Raw genomic sequence first — 19,376 nt, 5'->3', positions numbered from 1 at the left:
AAATAACAGGGAGGCATGCGTATGATGTGTCCAATATGCCGATACGAGACGGAAGAAGGGAAGTACTGCGAGCAGTGCGGAGCCCGTCTGATCATCGAGGATAAGGCCGTATTTACAGCGTTCAAAGAGCAGGCGGCTGCCTCGGAGGTATATGGTGTTCACCAGGGAAGCACAAGATATAGAGGCAGCTCCCAAGGTGAGAAGGAGATGCCTGTGTACATACCGCCTGACATTCCGTTTCATAGCGCGGGACGGCAGCACGTAGAAGAGGAAGCCGTATCCAACCCTTATTGGGAAAGCATTAAGTTATACGGGCAAATCTACGGAGACTATGTGGTCAAGGGATTGAAGCATCCGATCGCATCCGCTTCCGCCACGGATGGCAGCCAGCTGCTTAACGCGACGGTGTCCATGCTGCTGTATGTTCTGTTTCTTCCGCTCTTGGGTTATGTTACCCTGAGCTTTGACGGAGCAATCCTGCAGAAGGGAGCTTTTGTTCATCTGGTCCTGAAGCCGATGGGCTGGCTGGCGCTGTTCCTATTTTTGCTCAATGTATTTACTTTTACCGCCGTGAAGCTATCCAATTACCCGGGAGTCAAGCTGAAGGAAGCGATGGCAAGGTTCGGGACATTTCTGACCCCGTTTCTGGCCCTGCTCGTCATCAGCCCGCTATTTCTATTTATAAACAGCGACATTACAACGGTCATCCTGATTCTGTCGTTTGTCAGTACGGTGATCACCATCCCGGTGCTCGTCATGAACAGCTACAAGCGCAAAAAAACCGGCGGCTTGGATCCGTTGTACGCGATCCTGTTGGTCTATGCCGCAAGCCTGCTGGTGCTTGCTTTGATCTGGGATATCTTCACCCGCTATTTGATCACAAGCCTTTAGAAGGGATGAAAGGATCTACATCCATTACATAAGAGCACAAGAAAAGCAGCAGGGATGCCTGCTGCTTTTCTTATATATCGATGTGTCTGATTGTGATGGATGCTGCTAAGCACACAGAGCTACGGAAGGCTTGAAAGTACGCTAAAATGGGGCACTCTGCAGGGTTCCTGGCGTACGTTGCTTGGAGCCACATCAAGGTATCCTCCCGCTCGACATGTTGTTCGCTTTACTCCACCCACCAGCGCTTGAAGTCCTTCCACCAGGAGCGCTCCTCTTGCTTTTTGGCCGCTTTGGTCTGATCCGCTCCCTTTGGCTGCTTCTCGCCGTCGCCGTGCTCGACACAGTATTCCTTCGGCTCCGTTCCCTTCACGAATACTTCCAATACCTTATCCGGGCAATCGGGCCCGGCCAGCATGCCGTTTTTCGGATCGACGTAGGCGCTGACCACCTGATCCGGAATGGGGAAAATTTTCGGCGGCACGTTCTCGAGCGCCTTCTCCGTAAAATTGGCAAAGATGGGCGCTGCCCGGTGGCCGTCCACCTTGCTGATCTCCCGGCCCTTATCATAGCCGACCCACACGGCGGTGGCCAGCTCCGGGGTGTATCCGACGAGCCAAGCATCGGTATCGGTCGTCCCGGTTTTGCCGGCAACCGGACGCTTCATCATGGAGGACACGCGGTTGCCGGTTCCGCCGTTCTCGAACACGCCTTCCATCATTCGGGTCATCACATATGCGGCTGCCGGCTCCACGACCTGTTCGCCCGGATCCTCCGGAGCTTCGTAAACGCTCCGGCCGGCAGCATCTGTAATGCGCAGCACCGCCACAGGAGCGACTCGCTTGCCGTTGTTGGCCATAACGGCATAAGCGGATGCCATTTCCAGCGGGCTGACGGGGGAGGTCCCAAGCGCGAGCGAAGGGACAGGCTCGAGCGGACTCGTGATGCCCATTTTTTTGGCCATGTCAACGACCTTGTCCGGACCGAGCTGCATGATGGTATTGACGGCATAAATATTGTCCGACGCCGCGATGGCCTCGCGCATCGGAATTTCGCCCAAATATTTGCCCCCGAAATTGCTGGGCTGGTAGGTCTTGCGGTTGTTATCGTAATGAAACAGGGTCGGCTGGCTGTTGAATACCGTTGTGCTCGTCATTTCTTTGGAGTTGATTGCCGTCAAGTACATGATCGGCTTGAAGGACGAGCCGGGCTGTCTCGTCTTGGCCAAGGCGTGATTGTATTGGTTTTCACGGTAATTTTTTCCGCCGACCATCGCTTTGATATGCCCGTTTCGGGGGTCGATGGACACCAATGCGGTCTCCAGCTCGCTTTTGCTGTCCATGCCGCTGGCAACCGCTTCTTCGGCTGCCTGTTGGACTCTTGGATCAAGCGTCGTGTAGATGTTCAGACCGCCTTGCTCCAGTTGTTCCTCCGTTATGTTAAGCTGCGAGGTGACCAGGCTTCGCACATAATCCCGGAAGTATGAGGCGATCACCTTGTTCTCTTGGCGGTCCTGGGGCAGTATAGCCAGCTTGGACGAGGCGGCCAGGTCCGCTTCAGTCTGAGTGATGAAGCCGGTCTCCGCCATAGCGTTCAGGACGATCCGCTGTCTTTTGAGGGCATTATCCATATGGTTATAGGGCGAATAATAGGTCGGCCCTTTCGGAATGCCGGCCAGCATGGCGCTCTCGGCCAAGCTCAGGTCTTTGGCGGATTTTCCGAAATACAGCAGCGATGCCGATTCGATGCCGTAAGCACCGTGACCGTAATAAATTTCATTTAAATACATTTCAAGAATTTGGTCTTTCGTATATTTCATCTCAAGCTGGGCCGTAAATTTGGCCTCCTTGAGCTTGCGGGTCCACGTCTTCTCATGGGACAGGTACAGGTTCCGCGCAAGCTGCTGGGTTAGCGTGCTGGCTCCCTGCTTGCGGTCCATGTGACGCAGGTTGACGAGAAGCGCCCGTGCCATGCCCTTCACGTCAAAGCCGACGTGATCATAGAATTTCCGGTCCTCCACCGCCATGGTGGCCTGGATCAGAAGAGGAGAGATTTCGCTTAAGGCCACCTGCTCCGAGGTATGCCCCGTTGTCGAGAATGTGGCGAGCAGCTCGCCTTGGCTGTCGAGCAGCCTTGAGTACCTGTCCGTTTCCGCTATGGGCAGCGGCGTTATAAATAGATAGGCGAGCAGAATGCCGCCGGCGATGACCGATAAGCCAAGGAGTGCAAACAGAAATGCAGATAGCCGGACGAAACGACGTTTGCGCTTTTGCGGTTGTTTTTTGGATCCCGGCATGCGTGAAGCTCCTTCCTTCTCCAGGTGTAAGTCGGTGTTCTCCATCAAGGGCGGACCTACCGGACAAAAGCCGCTTGATGATTACCTTTTCTATACAGTATGGGGCGGGGAAGGGCAGGATATTCATGGGCGGGGCGGCAGAACCTTCCTTGTGCTTACCGCGTCCTAAGTTTTGGTTGCATTTTGGGCTTGATTTAATATAATACAATTTGTTTGGTACAATAGAAAAAGTGTGAAACTGTAAGCTCAAGGCATCTGCCCCGAATAAAGTTTTACGGCTTGGATCTGGACGGCTGAACATTATTCTAGCGGAAAGAAGGTAGAGACGATGGAATTATGGTTTACGGAGAAGCAAACCCCGACTTTCGGCATCACGGCGAAAATCCGGGAAACGTTTGTGCATGAGAAGACGGAGTTTCAACAGCTGGATATGATCGATACCGAGGAATTTGGACGTATGCTCGTCCTGGACGGCATGGTCATGACTACGATTAAGGACGAATTCGTCTATCATGAGATGGTCGCTCACCCTGCGCTAAACACCCACCCAAATCCGAAGAAGGTTCTGGTCGTCGGCGGCGGAGACGGCGGTGTCATTCGCGAAGTGATCAAGCACCCTGGCGTTGAGAAGGCCGTTCTGGTTGAAATCGACGGCAAAGTTATCGAATATTCGAAGCAGTACCTCCCTGAGATTGCCGGCAAGCTCGACGATCCGAAGGTAGAAGTGCTGGTGAATGATGGATATATGCATATTTTGGAGCACAAGAACGAATACGACGTTATTATGGTGGACTCCACCGAGCCTGTAGGCCCGGCTGCTCCATTGTTTGAGCGCGGCTTCTACCAAGGCATCTATGAGGCGCTCAAGGATGACGGTATTTTTGTGGCACAGACGGACAACCCTTGGTTTAAAGCCGATCTGATCCAAAAGGTCAGCAAGGACGTAAAAGAAATCTTCCCGATTGTCCGTGTCTACGGCGCGAACATTCCTACGTATCCAAGCGGCTTATGGACCTTCACGATGGGCAGCAAGACGTATGATCCGCTTGAAGTGGACGAGTCCCAAATCGCGGAGATGGATACGAAATACTATTCGCCACGCCTTCACAAGGCAGCGTTCGTGCTGCCTAAGTTCGTCGAAGATCTGGTGAAATAAGGAGGCCGCGGCAACTGATGAAACTTGATCAAGGTTACTCCGGCAACGTGTTTATTTTGAGCTCCGAGGATTACGCCGGATCCAAGGCGGTCATTTACGGCATGCCGATGGATTTTACGGTCAGCTACCGTCCCGGTTCCCGCTTCGGCCCGGCCCGTATCCGTCAGGCTTCGGTCGGCCTGGAGGAGTACAGCCCGTATTTGGATAAAAGCATTGAGGACATGACCTATTTCGATGCCGGCGACCTGATGCTGCCGTTCGGCAATGCCGCCCGCAGCCTTGACGTGATCGGCGACTATGTCGGCAAGCTGCTGGATGACGGGAAATTCCCGATCGGTCTTGGCGGGGAGCATCTTGTGTCCTGGCCGGTCATTCAGAAGGTTTACGCGAAGTATCCGGATCTGATTCTGATTCATATCGATGCGCATGCCGACCTGCGCGAGCAGTACGAAGGCGAGCCGTTATCCCACTCGACGCCGGTCCGCAAAGCGGCCGAGCTGATGGGCGGCAGCAACATTTACCAGTTCGGGATTCGTTCCGGCTCTCGCGAGGAATTCCAATACGGACGCGAGAACATTAACTTCTATCCGTTTGAAGTGGCGGCTCCATTGAAGGAAGCCCTGCCGTCTATGGGCAACCGTCCGGTATACGTGACGATCGACATCGACGTGCTTGACCCTTCGGCCGCACCGGGCACCGGTACCGCGGAAGCCGGCGGCATTACCTCGAAGGAGCTGCTGGAAGCCGTGCACTTGATCGCTAGATCCGACGTCAACGTCGTCGGCTGCGATCTGGTGGAAGTGGCGCCGATTTATGATCCGACGGAACAGACGCAGATCGTGGCGGCGAAGCTGATTCGCGAGATGCTGCTAGGGTTCGTTTGACCCTCCCAAACCCTCCCTGCCAGGGAGGGCCCCGAGGGCGCTGCCCTCTGGACACCCGGAACTTGTTGGCGTGGAGTTAGGTAGGGGGCAGGTTGGGAGCGGGGCTGGTGCGTGTGCACGGCCCTTCTCGGGCTCCCTTGCGGACCGCCCTCAGGGCCTTCTGGATGGTTGTGAGGCTGCCTGGGCTCCGCCATCACGGCAGCGTTTTTTTGAACAAGCAAGCCTCCTCCATCTCAGCCTATCGGCTGGCGGAGGAGGCTTGCTTGTTTGCGTGCGAGAGGCCCCCTCGTGTCGGCACCCCTGTCGGGGTAGCCTCGGGGGCCGAGGGGCTGCCGGGGCTTTGCAACCCGGCCGGGAGCGCCTCCAAGCGACCTCCGCAGCCTTAGCCTTCGGCTGTCGGCGTCGGACGCTAGGAGAGGCGGCCCGCCGCTCTCGGAGCATCCAGACGGGAGCGCCTCGAGCGCCTGGCCTGGAAGGCGTTCCGGGCTCCGCGTCCGGCCGCCCGGCAGGACGCGTCCGTGGCTGCGCCTGTGTGCCGCCCGTGCCCGTAATGCTGCCGTGTTCCAACGCGGCAGCGTTTTTTTGAACAAGCAAGCCTCCTCCATCTCAGCCTGTCGGCTGGCGGAGGAGGCTTGCTTGTTCGCGTGCGAGAGGCCCCCTCGTGTCAGCACCCCTGTCGGGGTAGCCTCGGGGGGCCGAGGAGCTGCCGGGGCTTTGCAACCCGGCCGGGAGTGGCTCCAAGCGACCTCCGCTGCCTTAGCCTTCGGCTGTCGGCGTCGGACGCTAGGAGAGGCGGCCCGCCACTCTCGGAGCATCCCTGACGGGAGCGCCTCGAGCGCCTGGCCTAGAAGGCGTTCCGGGCTCCGCGTCGGGCCGCCCGGCAGGACGCGTCCGTGGCAGCGCCTGCGTGCCGCCCGTGCCCGTAATGCTGCCGTGTTCCAACGCGGCAGCGTTTTTTTGAACAAGCAAGCCCCCTCCATCTCAGCCGATTGGCTGGCGGAGGAGGCTTGCTTGCGTTAGAGGATCTTGTCGATGCTAGCGTTGAGCCTAATGAAGAAGTGGACAGACTTATTCAAAATATTCCAAGCAGGCTTTCAGCTCTAGGTTGCCTGCTGCATTGGTTTATGATTGTCATGAAGAAAGCAGAGAAGATTTTGGGTAAGAAACTCGAACGGAAAAAATTCTCAATATTATGCAACTCTGAAGGATTATTAACGTTGTTATATATAATTGCAATTTTTTATTGTAAAAGGAGCTGTTAATTATGAAAAACAAAAAAAACGCACTCCTTATTCTGTTACTGCTGAGTGCATCTCTTCTTATTTCATGTAATAGCAACACTTCAAAAAAAACAGAACAAGAACTACCTGATAACACACCGACTAAACCGTTAATTTTCCAATTGAATGCTGAGGACATTTCAAGTGTTAGCATTTTTAATTTTGAGAGGAACCATGTGTCGGGTGAATTTCAAAAGAAGGATGACATAAAAGAATTAACCCAAATCTTAAATGATAGTTCTACTAATGTTGGAAACGTTACAGATGACTTATACCGTAAATTAATTATTCATATGAACAATACAGATACCCAGATATTGTTATTTGGCGGAAATGGAATCTATTTTAAAGATACAACAACACGGCATACTTATATGCTCGACCCCACCACTAAAACACAAACTTTAAATCAGTTGATAGATCGATTAGAAAAGGAATACTCAAATAGATAACATCTTCAGTTTCATGCGACAGCCCCCAGCATGAAGCCTGTGACCGAAGTTACGTATTTATCGGTTTACTACTTGTCCTTTATCCGGTATCTTATTTACAACGGAATTGTGGTATGGCAAGTGTCCAAGCGCAATGATGTAAAGTTGGTGCTGTATACGGGTGAGCAATGGACACCAAAAAGAGACGTGTTTGAGGCCGTGCTCCATTCGAACCAAGGCTTTCAATACGCGTCTCAGGCATACAACACACGATGAGAAGCCAGCGTCAAAGGCAGCCACTCTCGCAAAGCAACCTGCATGGATAACGTCTGTATTCGTTTTCAGGCGAAACTCAAACAGCGCGTGCTGTTTGGGTTTCGGCACGCGCTGGCTACTTAATTTTTTAGGGGTATGACCATCTCGATCCAGGCGTCAGATTTTTTATGTCTAAAGATAGATCACTAACATCTTCTAATTATTGGGGTCTACCGTTTTGACTGTACTGCTAGTATACATTGTAACCGCTCCGACATTAACCAGAGATGGTATTATTTTGGATGTATATCCCCAGGTTCCGCTTGGCATTGTATCGGTTTCTATATTTCCTCCAGAATGAACACCTATAATATGATTGCTGTTTTGTGCGCTAAAAACAATAGCTCCGCTATCACCGCCCTTACTGTACCCTCCACCTTGTTTATATATTGTAATCATATTGGTAAATGTAAAATAAGTTGTACCTTCTTTGTAATCCACACTTCCACTTGTAGATTGTACATTTGCACAAGTAACATTTGTAGACATTCCTGATTTACAGATAAGTTGTCCGACTAACGCTGTACTTGTTTGAGTATAGCTTTTGTCGTATTCAGCATTCGCGACGGGATTATAATAATACTTATTTCCGTATTTTTTATTCTTATTTGTAAGCAGCACAAGACCGACATCTGTACCGTTATCCTTATAACCAGATAAGTGTTGAGTTCCTATAGATGTTCCGCCTTGATACACAGTAGAACCTATATCTCTTATGCAATGTCCCGCCGTGACAATGAACTCTCTCGTATCTTTGGTCGCTATTCCTGCAGTGCTGCAAGTACCCTTAATTGATATCCCCCCGCCCATTTCCGTAAATGCATCAGTTCTTAGTTTATAAGGTATGTTTTCTGGTCTTTCATCAAATTCAATAAGACCGTTATACTCCTCATTCAGATTAACCATATAACTCTTTTCTAGATTCACACCCTCGGGGACACTGATAATGACCTTCTGTTTCTTTGTACTTACATCGGTTGATATTCCTCGAGGAATTGCTATACTGCCCGATTGAACTCGCTGTAAAATATCTCCTTGTATATTTATGAGGTCTTCCTTTGAATAACTGACACGTTGCACTTCAAGTAAATCACCCGGTAATATTTTTTTAATCTCTTCAATAAAACTACTAACCTTTACACTATCCTTAGCAACAGCAATAACGAAATGTGGGAACTTATCATTTTCAATATATATCTCTCCGTAAGGATTAAAATTTTCGGGATCTCCAAAGTGTTTAGCAATGATGTCAAAGACGGAGTCTAGATATTTCTTTTCAAACTCAAGTTGAAGTTCTTGTTGTGCATCCAATGGTAAGACTGTTTCGGCTTGATATTCATCATAGGACACTGTTTCCCCGCCCTCTGCAAATACTACAGCAGATTGGAAGATGAGACCCACAGTTAGAATAATTGGTAAGAATATTTTTTTCATCCAGAAATTCTCCTTTTACTTTTAATTATAAAACAGCGTAAATACCTTCCTACCCTCCCTTTCTATAATTCTCTTTTGATTGTTATCTTGGTGTGTTATATGTATAAACGCCAGTTTTTGTACACTAGTTACCTAATATTTGGATTTTTTCTAAAAAATAAATTTTTGGAAAAATAAAAATATCATCCTGAATTTCGAAAGCCCATAGCAGCAAGGTTAGCGTAGGAATCAAAGGGCCTTCTTAATGTAAAATCACAGTAGATTCCCCAGTGATATCGTTACGATTACAATCATGAAGGAGCCCTTCCCCATCCCAATGAAGGGGCATTGCGATTTCCATGTAAGATTGTGAAAGGATCATTTCAACTGAGCGACTCGGCGAGAATCCGTTCTTGGCTTCTTTGATGTAGTTTTCAAAGTAGCAGCGCTGATTGTAAAAGCGTCACAAATCAATCGGCTCCCATTCCGAATTCGTGACGATTGCTTCGTATTGCCAGTCGCTGTCGAAGACCAGTCGGCTTTGCCCGTCATCGAATACTTGGACCTTGCTGATGATTGCCACCCGGCGCGTTTTCTTCCAGGACGTTGCTTTGTAGATCAGCGTGATGCCTTCGATGATCCAATCATCGTAGCGCTTCCAGTAGCGACATTTCTGAACTTCCTGCTCCAGCCGCTTTGTCCATTTCATTTTGCCGGCATAGCCGATCTTCCGGCTCTCGAGCAGGCTGTAGAAGTCTTCGCCACCAAAACCCTTGTCGAATCAAGCTAGACGATTGGATGCTCGCCAAGCAGTTCAAATGTTTGCTTTCGAAATTTAGGCTCAGATAGATAACATCACCACATATTAATAGTAGGTCAGAGGATCGCCCGTGCCCGTAATGCTGCCGTGTTCCAACACGGCAGCGTTTTTTTGAACCAGCAAGCCTCCTCCATCTCAGCCTATCGGCTGGCGGAGGAGGCTTGCTGGTTCATTGCATATGTACGGTCACGGCCAACCGGTTTTGAAAGGGGAGAATCGCCAACCAACCGATCCTCCAGCGCATCAACAAATCCTCTTTTTCCGGTACTTCCTTCATTTGTTCGCCGGATCAATTTTATGAACCTGGAACTGCCGCAGTCTATGCGGATCTCCGGCGGGGTTTCCTCGATCTGCTCATTGCGTGTCGGATTGAACCGTTGTTCGGTTTGCGCGGTGGACGTTATGATTGGCGATACATTGACATGCTCAAAGCGAAGGGAGGTTTAATCACGATGGCAACCCGGTCAACCGAACTGAAACAGGATGGCGCGCCGCTGCCTCTCAAGGCGAGCGGAATATCCCGCAACCGGTACATTGCGAACATGCGCAAGCACTGGATGCTGTATCTCATGATTCTCCCCGGCATCTTGTTCTACGTCGTATTCAAGTATGTGCCGCTGGCGGGGAGCGTCATCGCCTTTCAGGACTATCAGATTTTTAAGGGCATTTGGGGAAGCCCTTGGGTAGGGCTGGATAATTTCGGATTTATTTTTACTTATCAGGATTTCTACAATGTGCTGCGCAATACAGCCGTCATCGCTTTATATCAGCTGCTGTTCGGATTTCCGGCACCGATCCTGCTGGCGCTGCTGTTTAATGAGATCCGGATCATGCTCGCCAAACGGGTGGTACAGAGCCTGTTCTATCTCCCTCATTTTCTGTCATGGGTCGTTGTGGGCGGAATCGTATTCGAGCTGCTGTCCAGTCAAGGCGTGGTGAACGCGGTTCGCGGCTGGCTCGGTTACGAGCCGATCCTGTTCATGCAGGAGGCAGGTTATTTCCGGACCATCGTCGTCCTGTCGTCGATCTGGAAAGAGGTCGGCTGGGGCACGATCATTTATTTGGCGGCTATCGCCGGCATCAATCCGAATTTATATGAAGCGGCCGTCATGGACGGAGCGGGCCGATGGAAGCAAACGATCCATATTACGCTGCCCACGATGTTCCCGACGATACTGGTGCTGTTCCTGCTGCAGATCGGCAATTTCCTCGAGCTCGGCTTTGACCAGATCTTCAATTTGCTGACGCCGATGACCTATTCGGTCGGGGATATCATCGAAACGTATGTCTACCGCGCAGGCGTGCTTCAAGGTCAATACAGCATGACGACGGCAATCGGCTTGTTCCAGTCCGTCATCGGGTTTATCTTGTTGTGGATCTTTAACCGGTTGGCCAGAAAAACGGATCAGGGGTTGTGGTGATGAAAGCGACATTCGGAGAAAAAGTGTTTCAGACGTTGAATTATGTATTTCTGATCGCCGCCGCGGCGACGATGCTGTTTCCGCTGGTGCAGCTGCTTGCCGTATCGTTCAGCTCACCGGTTGCCGCCGATTCCAAAGAAGTGTTTCTGCTGCCTGTCGAATTTACGACCGCTTCGTGGGAGCATATTTTGAAAAATCAAGGCCTGTGGACATCCTTCGGCATCACCGTATATATCACGGTCGTCGGGACGCTCCTCAGCATGCTGTTCTCGGTCATGACGGCCTATCCGCTGTCCCGCCGCGAGTTTCTGCTGCGCAAGCCGGTTATGCTCGGCATCGTGCTGACGATGATTTTCAACGCGCCGATGATCCCGTTCTTCCTGACCGTTCGCGAGCTCGGCATGATGAACTCGTTGTGGGCTCTGATCCTGCCGGGCCTGATCGGCACATTCAATATGATCATCATTCGAACCTTTTTCATGGGCATTCCCGGTGAGTTGGACGATTCGGCGAGAATGGACGGGTGCAGCGATTTCGGTATCCTGTTCCGCATCTACCTGCCCTTATCCAAGCCGGTCGTGGCGACGGTCAGCCTGTTCTACGCGGTCGGTTACTGGAATACCTTCTCCCGGGCCGTGCTGTTCATCCGCGATCCGGAGAAATGGCCGCTTCAGATGAAGCTTCGGGCGTATCTGCAGTCCCCGGAGGAACTGGCTGCGGTCAATATGTTTCTAGGCGACTTCGATTTTAATACGACAACTTTGAAAGCGGCTACAATCTTATTTGCGACGATTCCGATCATTCTGGTGTATCCGTATCTGCAAAAATATTTCGTCAAAGGCTCAATGCTTGGCTCACTAAAGGAATAGGCCGGGCAGATCTTCGATATGAAATCGGTTCTAGGACCGATTTGATATAACAACCATTCAAAAGGGGAGGATTTACACATGGCGAAATGGTATTTCCGCAAATGGTTCGGGAAGCCGGCGCTCGCGGTCTTGCTGGCGGCGGGACTGCTGGCGGGCTGCGGCAGCCCGGGAGGCTCCGGAACCGATGCAGGCGGCCAGGGCAGCGAAGGGGGAAGCGACGTTACGAAGGTCAAGGTGTTCAAAAGCCACATGGGGGTCGGCACGATTCCGGGCCCGGACAATCCGCATGTCCAGTACGTGGCCGAGCGCACCGGGGTCCAATATGAGCTGGTTACGACCCCGCCGGGCTCGGAGCCGACGGAATTTTTAAATCTTATGATCGCCTCCGATGATCTTCCGGATATTTTACGGCCGATCGGCGGCATCGAGCAGACGTTGATCCGGCAAGGGGGCGCGCTCGCACTGGACGATTTGCTGCCGCAGTATGCGCCGAACGTGTGGAAGAACATTCCGCAGGAAGCGTGGGATGTCGTGCGATCGGCTTCGCCGGACGGAAAAATCTACTATGTGCCGAAGGTGTTCCTCGTGCCTGAGCGTGCGCCGATGATCCGCCAGGATTGGCTCGACAAGGTCGGTTTGCCGATGCCGACCACCACGGAGGAATACAAGCAGGTGCTGGCCGCGTTCCTGGAACAGGACCCGAACGGCAACGGCGTAAAGGATGAGCTGCCGACGTCTGGCCGGGAATTCGGCAAATGGATGGACCATTTGTTCGCGATGTACGGCGTAGCGATGTGGGAGGGCAATCCGGAGTGGGACGTGTATGACGGGAAGATCCGATATGCCGGCGTCACGGACAACATGAAGGCGGCGATCGGGTTCATCCGAGAGCTGTATGCCGAGAAGCTGCTTGATAACGAAACGTTCCTGAACAAGGGCGATGTATGGACTGCCAAAATCAACAACAACCTCGTCGGCAGCTGGTACCATCTTCCGGCGAACCTGCGCGACCGCTTTACGGCGATTCAGCAGAAAGCCCCGGATGCGTATGTCGTCGGCATGCCGCTTCCGAAAGCGGAGGGCTATGAGGGATATGTCACGCAAAAAAGCATGGGCGAGCCGGAATGGATCATTCCGACTAAAGCCGAAGCCAACGCCCCTGCAGCGCTGAAGCTGCTGGATTTCTTCTATGACCGTTCCAACGACGAGTTTATCCGGTTCGGGATCGAAGGAATGCAGCATGAGGTCGTGGACGGCAAAAAAGTGCTGCTCCCGCCAGAGGACAGCCGGCCGCTCGCCCTTGGCATGCGCAACCTGACGACCGAGGAGGACATGAACATCCGGATTCAGGAGACGATCCCGGAAGACATGCAGCAGATGGTGAAGGACATTTTCGAGGTAAGCACCGCCGACGCGAAGCGGATAGCCGGCGACGGGCTGCCGAGCACCGTGTACGAGGGATATCCCGATATTCAATCCCATAAGCTGTTCCAGGAATACTTGACCAAGATTGTCATCGGCGAGTGGCCGCTGGAGAAGTTCGATGAATTCGTGGATCGTTGGTATGCGTCCGGAGGGGAAGAAGTCACCAAGCGGGTTGAGGAATGGTATTCGAGGATGTGATGCTAATGAAGAAGAAATATGCGATGTGCGGGGTAAGCGGACGGGCGCTTGGGATGTTTGCGAAGCCGATCTTGACGACGTATGCCCCGCGGTGCGAGCTGGTGGCGCTGCTCGACACAGACCCGGAGCGTTTTGAGCTGTTCCGCACACGTTTTCCGGAGCATTCCGCCACTGCTGTTTACGGCGAAGAGGAGTTCGACCGCATGATCGAGGAGACGAAGCCGGACGTCGTGATCGTAGCGGGACGGGATGATACGCATGCGCGTTATATCGTCGCCGCGCTGGAGCACGATCGGGATGTCATCACGGAGAAACCGATGGTCACGACCGGGGCGGACGCCCGGCGGGTGCTGGAAGCGGAAAGGGCAAGCAAAGGCAACGTAACCGTCACGTTCAATTATCGTTATGCTCCCGTTCACGACAAGATCAAGGAAATGGTATGGGAGGGCCGGCTTGGCCGCATTACTTCCGTGGATTTGAACTGGTACCTGGATACGTATCATGGAGCTAGCTATTTCAAAAGATGGAACCGCCGGCGCGAGCTTTCCGGCGGCCTCTCCATCCACAAGAGCACCCATCATTTCGACCTCGTCGGCTGGTGGATCAATCAGCGGCCGGTCGAAGCGTTCGCTTACGGGGCCCTTCATTATTACGGCTCCGAAGGCGAGCTTAACCCGGAGCGGGTGGACGGCCGCCATTGCGGCACCTGCACGGCAGCAAGCCGCTGTGCCTACTACACGCGCTGGAATGCGCGCCATGTGAAGGATGATCACCTCGGTCTCCTTGCGGCGGAAGGGCGGCAATTTCCTTACACGGGTTACCGCCCGGACCAGTGCATCTTCGACTCCGAGATTGACATCGAGGATACGTATGCGGCCGCTATCCGATACAACGGGGGCGCGCTGCTCAGTTATTCCGTCAACTTCTCGCTGCCGTACGAAGGCTACCGCCTGGCGATAAACGGCACGAAGGGCCGCCTGGAGACGACCGAATACCATGCTCCGTCCAGGACCCCGTTCCCTACGCCGGTCCAGACCATCGATTATTTCCCGTTGTTCGGCTCCAAAGAAACGATCCATGTGGTGCATCGGGAAGGCGGGCATGGAGGAGGCGATCCGCTGCTTTTGAACGATCTGTTCCTGGGTGAGGATCGATCCAGGCCCTATTCCGTCTTATCGGGGGCAGCGGACGGTGCGTATTCGGTTGCAACAGGGGAAGCGGTGTGGCGCTCGGCCAAGGAAGGGAAGCCGGTGGCGATCCAGGACGTGCTTGCAGGTTGGAAAGGAGAGCTGACAAAAGCATGAGCAAACAGGATAGCAGCGAATATTTCGATCCGGCGGAGGGTTTGGCCTACCAGACGGAGGGAAGCTCGATTGAGCATGCTCTTACGGTCATCGCCCAGCGATATGTAGGGGATCATCCTCCTCACCCTCCGGTGTACCGGGTTAGCCGCAGCGGGCCGATTCGCAAGCGGGGGGATCACGCTTACGTATTTCAGATCGGGGACATGTTTCCGGAGATGACGGAAGATCAGGTGGTTTATGCCTGGGGGAAGCTGTGGGTCCGGGAAGGGCACACCTTTCCCTTCCTGATCCAGAGCGACGGACCGGTACGGCTGTATCATAACGGCAGAAAGCGGTTCGGCTCCGCGCAGGGCGAAGCGGCGGATCCGGACACGCCGGTCAGAATCGGGATCGAGCTCACCGAAGGGTGGAACCACTTCGTCCTGGAATTCCGCCCTGGACCCGGGGGAGCCGGAGGTGTATTCGGCACGAGCAACCGCAAAAACAAACCGTATTGCTTTCTGGCCCCGTCAACGGAGAGGGATGGAGAGGAAGGCTGGATTGTGACGCGGCCGCTCTCCGGTCCGCTTCCGGTCATCCCCGGTGTCGTGGAGAGTGAGTCGTTCACGGGAACGGACTGGCTTCCTGCTCGAGCGGAGCATGATGAGAGAGCCGACGCTGGCAGCCCGAAAGGCCCCATGTCCGTCATGTATGGCGACAAGCCGGGATATGCCGCATATGCCTGGGCGGCTGTCGTTAACCGCAGCTTGGCCCCGGCGAAGGTCCTGGTGTCCGGAACCGCCTACGGACCGGTGCGGTTTGAATGGAACGGCCGGGAAGCCGGCTTCTATCCCGAGGCCGGAAGCTTCTGCTTCATGCTCGATGCCCCCGCAGGACGCGGAGAGCTGACGGCCCGCTGCGAATGCGGTCCGGACGGATGGGGATTTCAAATCGATGAGGTCTCCCCAGCCGGGATGCTGTGCGCGCCCCGCAAGGTGCACGGCCTCAAGGGAGAATGGCTGTATCTCGGCCCATTCCGTGCGGATGCGGAGCTTGAGATATCCGAGTATTTTGGCATGGATACCCTCGCTCAGCCGGGCGGGGAGAAGCTGTTCTGGACGGGAGGCGAGCCGGGCGCATGCATCCGGCCGTTTCTGGAGAACGAGCTGTTTGGCCGATGGAATTATCCGCTGGGCGTCACGCTTTACGGCCTGCTTGAAACGAGCAAAACGCTGCATCGCTCTGATCTTGAGCATTACGTTCTGCGGCATGTCGAGTTCGCTACCTCCCATTACGAGTACTCGTTATGGGACCGGGAACGGTTCGGCGCAGCCGGGCTGAACAATCAGCTGTCCGATATCGACAGTCTGGACGATTGCGGCTCCTTCGGCGCGCTCGCCATCCTCGCCGACCGCCTTCGGCCGCTGAAAGGGGCTCGCCGGGCCGCTGACGATATCGCCCGGTATATCATGACCCTTCAATCCCGGCTGCCGGACGGCGCCCTCTACCGGGAGGTCGGCGTTTCCCGCAGCATGGACCTGACGATGTGGTGCGACGATATGTACATGAGCGTGCCGTTTCTATGCCGGTATGCGGAGCTGGCCGGCGACTCCCGCTATTTGGACGAAGCGGCAAAGCAGCTGCTGCTATATAAGTCTTACTTGTATATGTCGGATTTGCAGCTGATGTCGCATGTCTATGACGTGCGGCAGGGCCAGCCTTCCCGTACGGTATGGGGGAGGGGAAACGGATGGGTATTCTTCTCGCTGGCCGAGCTGCTCGCCGTGCTTCCGACCGGCCATCCCGACTACGAGCCTATTCTGCAGTTCTACCGTGAGCTGGCGGAAGGGTACCGACGGGTTCAGGGCGCAAATGGGCTGTGGCACCAAGTGCTTACCGATCCCGAATCCTATGAGGAAGCGTCGTGCACCGCAATGTTCATCTTTGGCATGGCCCGGGGTGTTCGGCGAGGCTGGCTTCGGTCGACACAGCTTTACGCGCAGGCGGCCGTCTCGGGGTGGAAGGGCCTGACCGCCCGGGCGATTGACGGCCAAGGCAATGTATTCGGCGTATGCAAGGGGAGCAGCTGGTCCAACTCCCACTCGTATTACAAACACGACCTGTCGTGGAATGTGAACGACACGCACGGCATCGGCATTGTGCTTCTCGCCGGCGTCGAACTTCTTCAATTGTTGCGTCATACAGCACGGGAATTGGAGTACGGCGGACAGCTGAAGGCATCAACGGTGCCCGGCGAGACCGGTGGGTAGTCCGGGGGGACGCAGGTCCACTATAAGTTTAAAAAGGGGAGCGGAAACAAGGGGAAATGAAAACGCTTAATCCCTAGTGACGGCAGGAGCGGAGCGTAAGCTATAATGGAACCAAACTGGTAGTAAAGCGGGGATGGATATGTTCCAAACGATCGGTAAGTGGCTCAAATATTCGCTGGCCCAGACGCAGGCCCGACTGGTGCTCATTTTGACCGTATCCGTATTCTTGATCATTTTGGCCGTCAGCCTGACCTCCTATTACACCTCCAAATCGGTGCTGCAGGAGGAGCTGAGCGAGCCGCAGCATCAAATGCTGCAGATCAGCATGAAATTCATCGACGACTCGATCCGGGAGAGCGACAAAATCGCGGTCCAGGTCGCCGTGAACGAGCATGTTTACCATTTCCTGACGAGCGAGAACCAGAATTCGGTCTCCAATATTTCCACCTTGTACCGGCTCCTGTCCACTTGGATCAACAATTCGGAATACATCAACAGCATATACGTTTATGACATCGAGCGGGGCAGCTTCGTTTCGCTGCCTCAAGGCTACAGCTCCAGCAGGCTGACCTTCGTGGACTCCGAGTGGACCAGCATTGCGGATGAATTCGGTGACGATATGATGACGATCCGCAAGCGGCATGTTCCCGAGGGGGCGGGGAACAAGGGCTCTGAGCTGACGCTGTTCCGAAAGATCATGATTCAGGGCAAATTTCGAGGCATCGTAGCGGTGAATTTGCGGGAAACGGAGCTGTTTGCCAAGCTTAACCCGCCGGCGCTTTCGCAAGTGGACAGCATGCGGTATATCGTGGATCAGCAGGATCATGTGCTGTACTCGGTCTCCAACTCGGAGTTTAAGCCGGATGCCGTGACCCAGGCGCTGAACGAGCTGAAGGAGGACCGCTTCGGCGACTTTGTTCATGAAGGGCAGAAGCTGCTGGTGAACCAGATCGAATCACCGCTCACCGGCTGGAAATATGTCTCCATCGTGTCGCAGGACAGTTTGCTGGCCCAGTCCAAGAAGGTGCGCGACACCGTGCTGTCCGTCTCTGTAGCTGCCCTGGCACTGGGAGCGCTGACGATCCTGTACGTGAACTCGGCTGCATTCCGGCCGGTGCGGCGGCTGAAGCAGTTGTTTAGCGCCTACGAAGGGAAGACGTCCAGCCCGGACCGCATCGATCTGGAGAAGCTTGCGGGCGAGCTGCTGAGCAACCATGCCCATCTGTCCCAATTGGTTCGGGAGACGATCCCGGATGCGGCGTCCAAGTTTTTGCACGATATCCACTCGGGGCATATGAGCGGACGGCGTGAAATCCGTGAGAAGTGGTCCCGTTATTTTGCCGAATGGACCGATGCTCCGGTGACGGTAGCCGTGCTGTCGATTGACCGTTACGATTCGTGGTCGCGCCGGTTTCCGGCAAGCGATCATTCCTTGCTCAAGTTCGCCTTGGCCAATATCATAGCCGAGCTGCATGAGCCGAAATGGCGGGTCGCCTGCGCCGATTTCGGGGCAGACCGAATGGCGATTCTCCTTCAGCCTCAGATGGCCGAAGGACGTCCGCCTCTGGCTGAGGCGATCGAAACGGTGTCCCGGCTGCTGAAGTTCAGCGTATCTGCGGGCATGAGCATGCCGCAAAGCGATGTCTGCAAATTGAAGCAGGCCATGCTGGAGGCGGAGAATGCGTTAACCTACCGCTTATACAGAGGCTATGGCCAGCTCGTGCCGTTCCAGGAAGTATCCGCCCATGAGGTAACCGATAAACAAGCGCCGGAAGACGGAATACGGGAGTTGCTGGCCGCCGTGGAGAGCGGGGAAGGGGAAAAAGCGGTGGCCCTGCTGGAGCGTATTGCCGGCGATATCCGCAGTCGATATTGGTATCCGACGGAAGCGCTTGCCGCGCTGCAGTCTTTATTGGAACGCTTGCAGGGACTCTGCCCGGGCGGGGAAGGACCCGAGGCAGAATCGGCCGGCCGGCTCGCCACGATGTATATCGAGGACATCGAAGCGGAGCTGACGGGCTTGATCAATGCATTGTCTGAACGCTACCGGCGATTGATAGGAAGCAAGGATTTTATCCTGTGCCAGCGGATGATGGAATACATGGAGCAGCATCTCGGAGAGCCGATCGGCATTCCTGAAATCGCTGACTCCATCGGTATCAGCAGCAGCTTGGCCAGTCAGCTGTTCAAGCAGGAGACCAATGAAACGATTTACAACTACTTAACCCGGCTGCGGATGGAACGCGCCGGGGAGCTGCTGATCAAGACCGACCGGAAAATATCCGATATCGCCCTGATGGTCGGTTATCAGCACGAGAACAGCTTCATCCGGAGCTTCCGCAAATTCAAGGATATCACCCCGGGAAAGTACCGGGATATGATGAGAACCCGAATGGACGCCTTATACGAATAACAGGGCATGTCCAC

General features: G+C 54.0%; 14 protein-coding genes and 1 pseudogene. 11 read left to right on the top strand and 4 right to left on the bottom strand.

The annotated features are described in order from the left end of the window. Nucleotides 1-21 precede the first annotated feature (21 nt). Nucleotides 22-891: a hypothetical protein gene (locus tag NST44_RS04615; protein WP_340897985.1), complete on the top strand. Its 870-nt coding sequence runs from the start codon at nt 22-24 to the stop codon at nt 889-891. Between the two features lie 226 nt (nt 892-1,117). On the opposite strand, the gene NST44_RS04610 is transcribed toward NST44_RS04615, so the two are convergent. Then, nucleotides 1,118-3,184: a PBP1A family penicillin-binding protein gene (locus NST44_RS04610; RefSeq protein WP_144872832.1), complete on the bottom strand. Its 2,067-nt coding sequence runs from the start codon at nt 3,182-3,184 to the stop codon at nt 1,118-1,120. A 328-nt stretch (nt 3,185-3,512) separates the two neighbouring features. On the opposite strand from NST44_RS04610, the gene speE reads away from it, so the two are divergent. The 3 genes from speE (at nt 3,513) to NST44_RS04595 (ending at nt 5,610) form a co-directional block, all read left to right on the top strand. Next, complete coding sequence (gene speE, locus NST44_RS04605) at nt 3,513-4,340, top strand: polyamine aminopropyltransferase (RefSeq protein WP_077571076.1); 828 nt, start codon at nt 3,513-3,515, stop codon at nt 4,338-4,340. 17 nt (nt 4,341-4,357) lie between these two features. Further along, a complete protein-coding gene (gene speB, locus NST44_RS04600; RefSeq protein ID WP_340897983.1) occupies nt 4,358-5,224 on the top strand; it encodes an agmatinase in 867 nt (288 codons plus the stop codon). Nucleotides 5,225-5,316: 92 nt separating this feature from the next. Continuing rightward, nucleotides 5,317-5,610 (top strand): hypothetical protein, encoded by a 294-nt coding sequence (locus NST44_RS04595; RefSeq protein WP_340897981.1) that lies wholly within the window; start codon nt 5,317-5,319, stop codon nt 5,608-5,610. A gap of 397 nt (nt 5,611-6,007) precedes the next feature. On the opposite strand, the gene NST44_RS04590 is transcribed toward NST44_RS04595, so the two are convergent. Beyond that, nucleotides 6,008-6,193, bottom strand: a complete 186-nt coding sequence (locus tag NST44_RS04590; protein ID WP_144872835.1) for a hypothetical protein — start codon at nt 6,191-6,193, stop codon at nt 6,008-6,010. A 295-nt stretch (nt 6,194-6,488) separates the two neighbouring features. On the opposite strand from NST44_RS04590, the gene NST44_RS04585 reads away from it, so the two are divergent. Then, nucleotides 6,489-6,956 (top strand): hypothetical protein, encoded by a 468-nt coding sequence (locus NST44_RS04585; RefSeq protein ID WP_007133157.1) that lies wholly within the window; start codon nt 6,489-6,491, stop codon nt 6,954-6,956. Nucleotides 6,957-7,406: 450 nt separating this feature from the next. Here NST44_RS04585 and NST44_RS04580 read toward each other — a convergent pair whose 3' ends face one another. Both NST44_RS04580 and NST44_RS04575 read right to left on the bottom strand, forming a co-directional pair. Beyond that, complete coding sequence (locus NST44_RS04580) at nt 7,407-8,684, bottom strand: S1 family peptidase (protein WP_007133155.1); 1,278 nt, start codon at nt 8,682-8,684, stop codon at nt 7,407-7,409. A 370-nt stretch (nt 8,685-9,054) separates the two neighbouring features. Further along, nucleotides 9,055-9,444, bottom strand: a pseudogene (locus NST44_RS04575) (transposase); the annotation flags it as partial. A gap of 491 nt (nt 9,445-9,935) precedes the next feature. Between NST44_RS04575 and NST44_RS04570 the strand changes: the two are divergent. From NST44_RS04570 to NST44_RS04545, 6 genes are all read left to right on the top strand, one after another. Beyond that, nucleotides 9,936-10,904, top strand: coding sequence for an ABC transporter permease (locus NST44_RS04570; RefSeq protein ID WP_007133153.1), 969 nt, complete (start codon nt 9,936-9,938; stop codon nt 10,902-10,904). Then, nucleotides 10,904-11,773, top strand: a complete 870-nt coding sequence (locus tag NST44_RS04565) for a carbohydrate ABC transporter permease (protein ID WP_028406577.1) — start codon at nt 10,904-10,906, stop codon at nt 11,771-11,773. The genes NST44_RS04570 and NST44_RS04565 overlap by 1 nt, the downstream gene beginning before the upstream one ends. 78 nt (nt 11,774-11,851) lie before the next feature. Next, complete coding sequence (locus NST44_RS04560) at nt 11,852-13,396, top strand: extracellular solute-binding protein (RefSeq protein WP_340897977.1); 1,545 nt, start codon at nt 11,852-11,854, stop codon at nt 13,394-13,396. A 5-nt stretch (nt 13,397-13,401) separates the two neighbouring features. Further along, a complete protein-coding gene (locus tag NST44_RS04555) occupies nt 13,402-14,700 on the top strand; it encodes a Gfo/Idh/MocA family protein (RefSeq protein WP_340897976.1) in 1,299 nt (432 codons plus the stop codon). Then, nucleotides 14,697-16,949, top strand: a complete 2,253-nt coding sequence (locus NST44_RS04550; RefSeq protein WP_340897974.1) for a glycoside hydrolase family 88/105 protein — start codon at nt 14,697-14,699, stop codon at nt 16,947-16,949. The genes NST44_RS04555 and NST44_RS04550 overlap by 4 nt, the downstream gene beginning before the upstream one ends. A 139-nt stretch (nt 16,950-17,088) precedes the next feature. Next, on the top strand, nt 17,089-19,362 hold the full coding sequence (locus tag NST44_RS04545) for an AraC family transcriptional regulator (RefSeq protein WP_340897973.1): 2,274 nt from the start codon (nt 17,089-17,091) through the stop codon (nt 19,360-19,362). Nucleotides 19,363-19,376: the final 14 nt, after the last annotated feature.

Origin of the sequence: Paenibacillus sp. FSL W8-0919 (genome assembly GCF_038003785.1) — a bacterium.
In the GTDB taxonomy this organism is placed as follows: domain Bacteria; phylum Bacillota; class Bacilli; order Paenibacillales; family Paenibacillaceae; genus Paenibacillus_AQ; species Paenibacillus_AQ lactis.
The sequence above is the reverse complement of the archived record's forward strand: the minus strand, read 5'-3'. Positions and strand labels throughout refer to the sequence as shown.

Bases quoted from the DNA above. Each gene is read 5' to 3' on its own strand.
- NST44_RS04615 (WP_340897985.1), top strand. From the start codon at position 22: ATGATGTGTCCAATATGCCGATACGAGACGGAAGAAGGGAAGTACTGC.
- NST44_RS04610 (WP_144872832.1), bottom strand. From the start codon at position 3,184: ATGCCGGGATCCAAAAAACAACCGCAAAAGCGCAAACGTCGTTTCGTC.
- speE (WP_077571076.1), top strand. From the start codon at position 3,513: ATGGAATTATGGTTTACGGAGAAGCAAACCCCGACTTTCGGCATCACG.
- speB (WP_340897983.1), top strand. From the start codon at position 4,358: ATGAAACTTGATCAAGGTTACTCCGGCAACGTGTTTATTTTGAGCTCC.
- NST44_RS04585 (WP_007133157.1), top strand. From the start codon at position 6,489: ATGAAAAACAAAAAAAACGCACTCCTTATTCTGTTACTGCTGAGTGCA.
- NST44_RS04580 (WP_007133155.1), bottom strand. From the start codon at position 8,684: ATGAAAAAAATATTCTTACCAATTATTCTAACTGTGGGTCTCATCTTC.
- NST44_RS04570 (WP_007133153.1), top strand. From the start codon at position 9,936: ATGGCAACCCGGTCAACCGAACTGAAACAGGATGGCGCGCCGCTGCCT.
- NST44_RS04565 (WP_028406577.1), top strand. From the start codon at position 10,904: ATGAAAGCGACATTCGGAGAAAAAGTGTTTCAGACGTTGAATTATGTA.
- NST44_RS04560 (WP_340897977.1), top strand. From the start codon at position 11,852: ATGGCGAAATGGTATTTCCGCAAATGGTTCGGGAAGCCGGCGCTCGCG.
- NST44_RS04555 (WP_340897976.1), top strand. From the start codon at position 13,402: ATGAAGAAGAAATATGCGATGTGCGGGGTAAGCGGACGGGCGCTTGGG.
- NST44_RS04550 (WP_340897974.1), top strand. From the start codon at position 14,697: ATGAGCAAACAGGATAGCAGCGAATATTTCGATCCGGCGGAGGGTTTG.
- NST44_RS04545 (WP_340897973.1), top strand. From the start codon at position 17,089: ATGTTCCAAACGATCGGTAAGTGGCTCAAATATTCGCTGGCCCAGACG.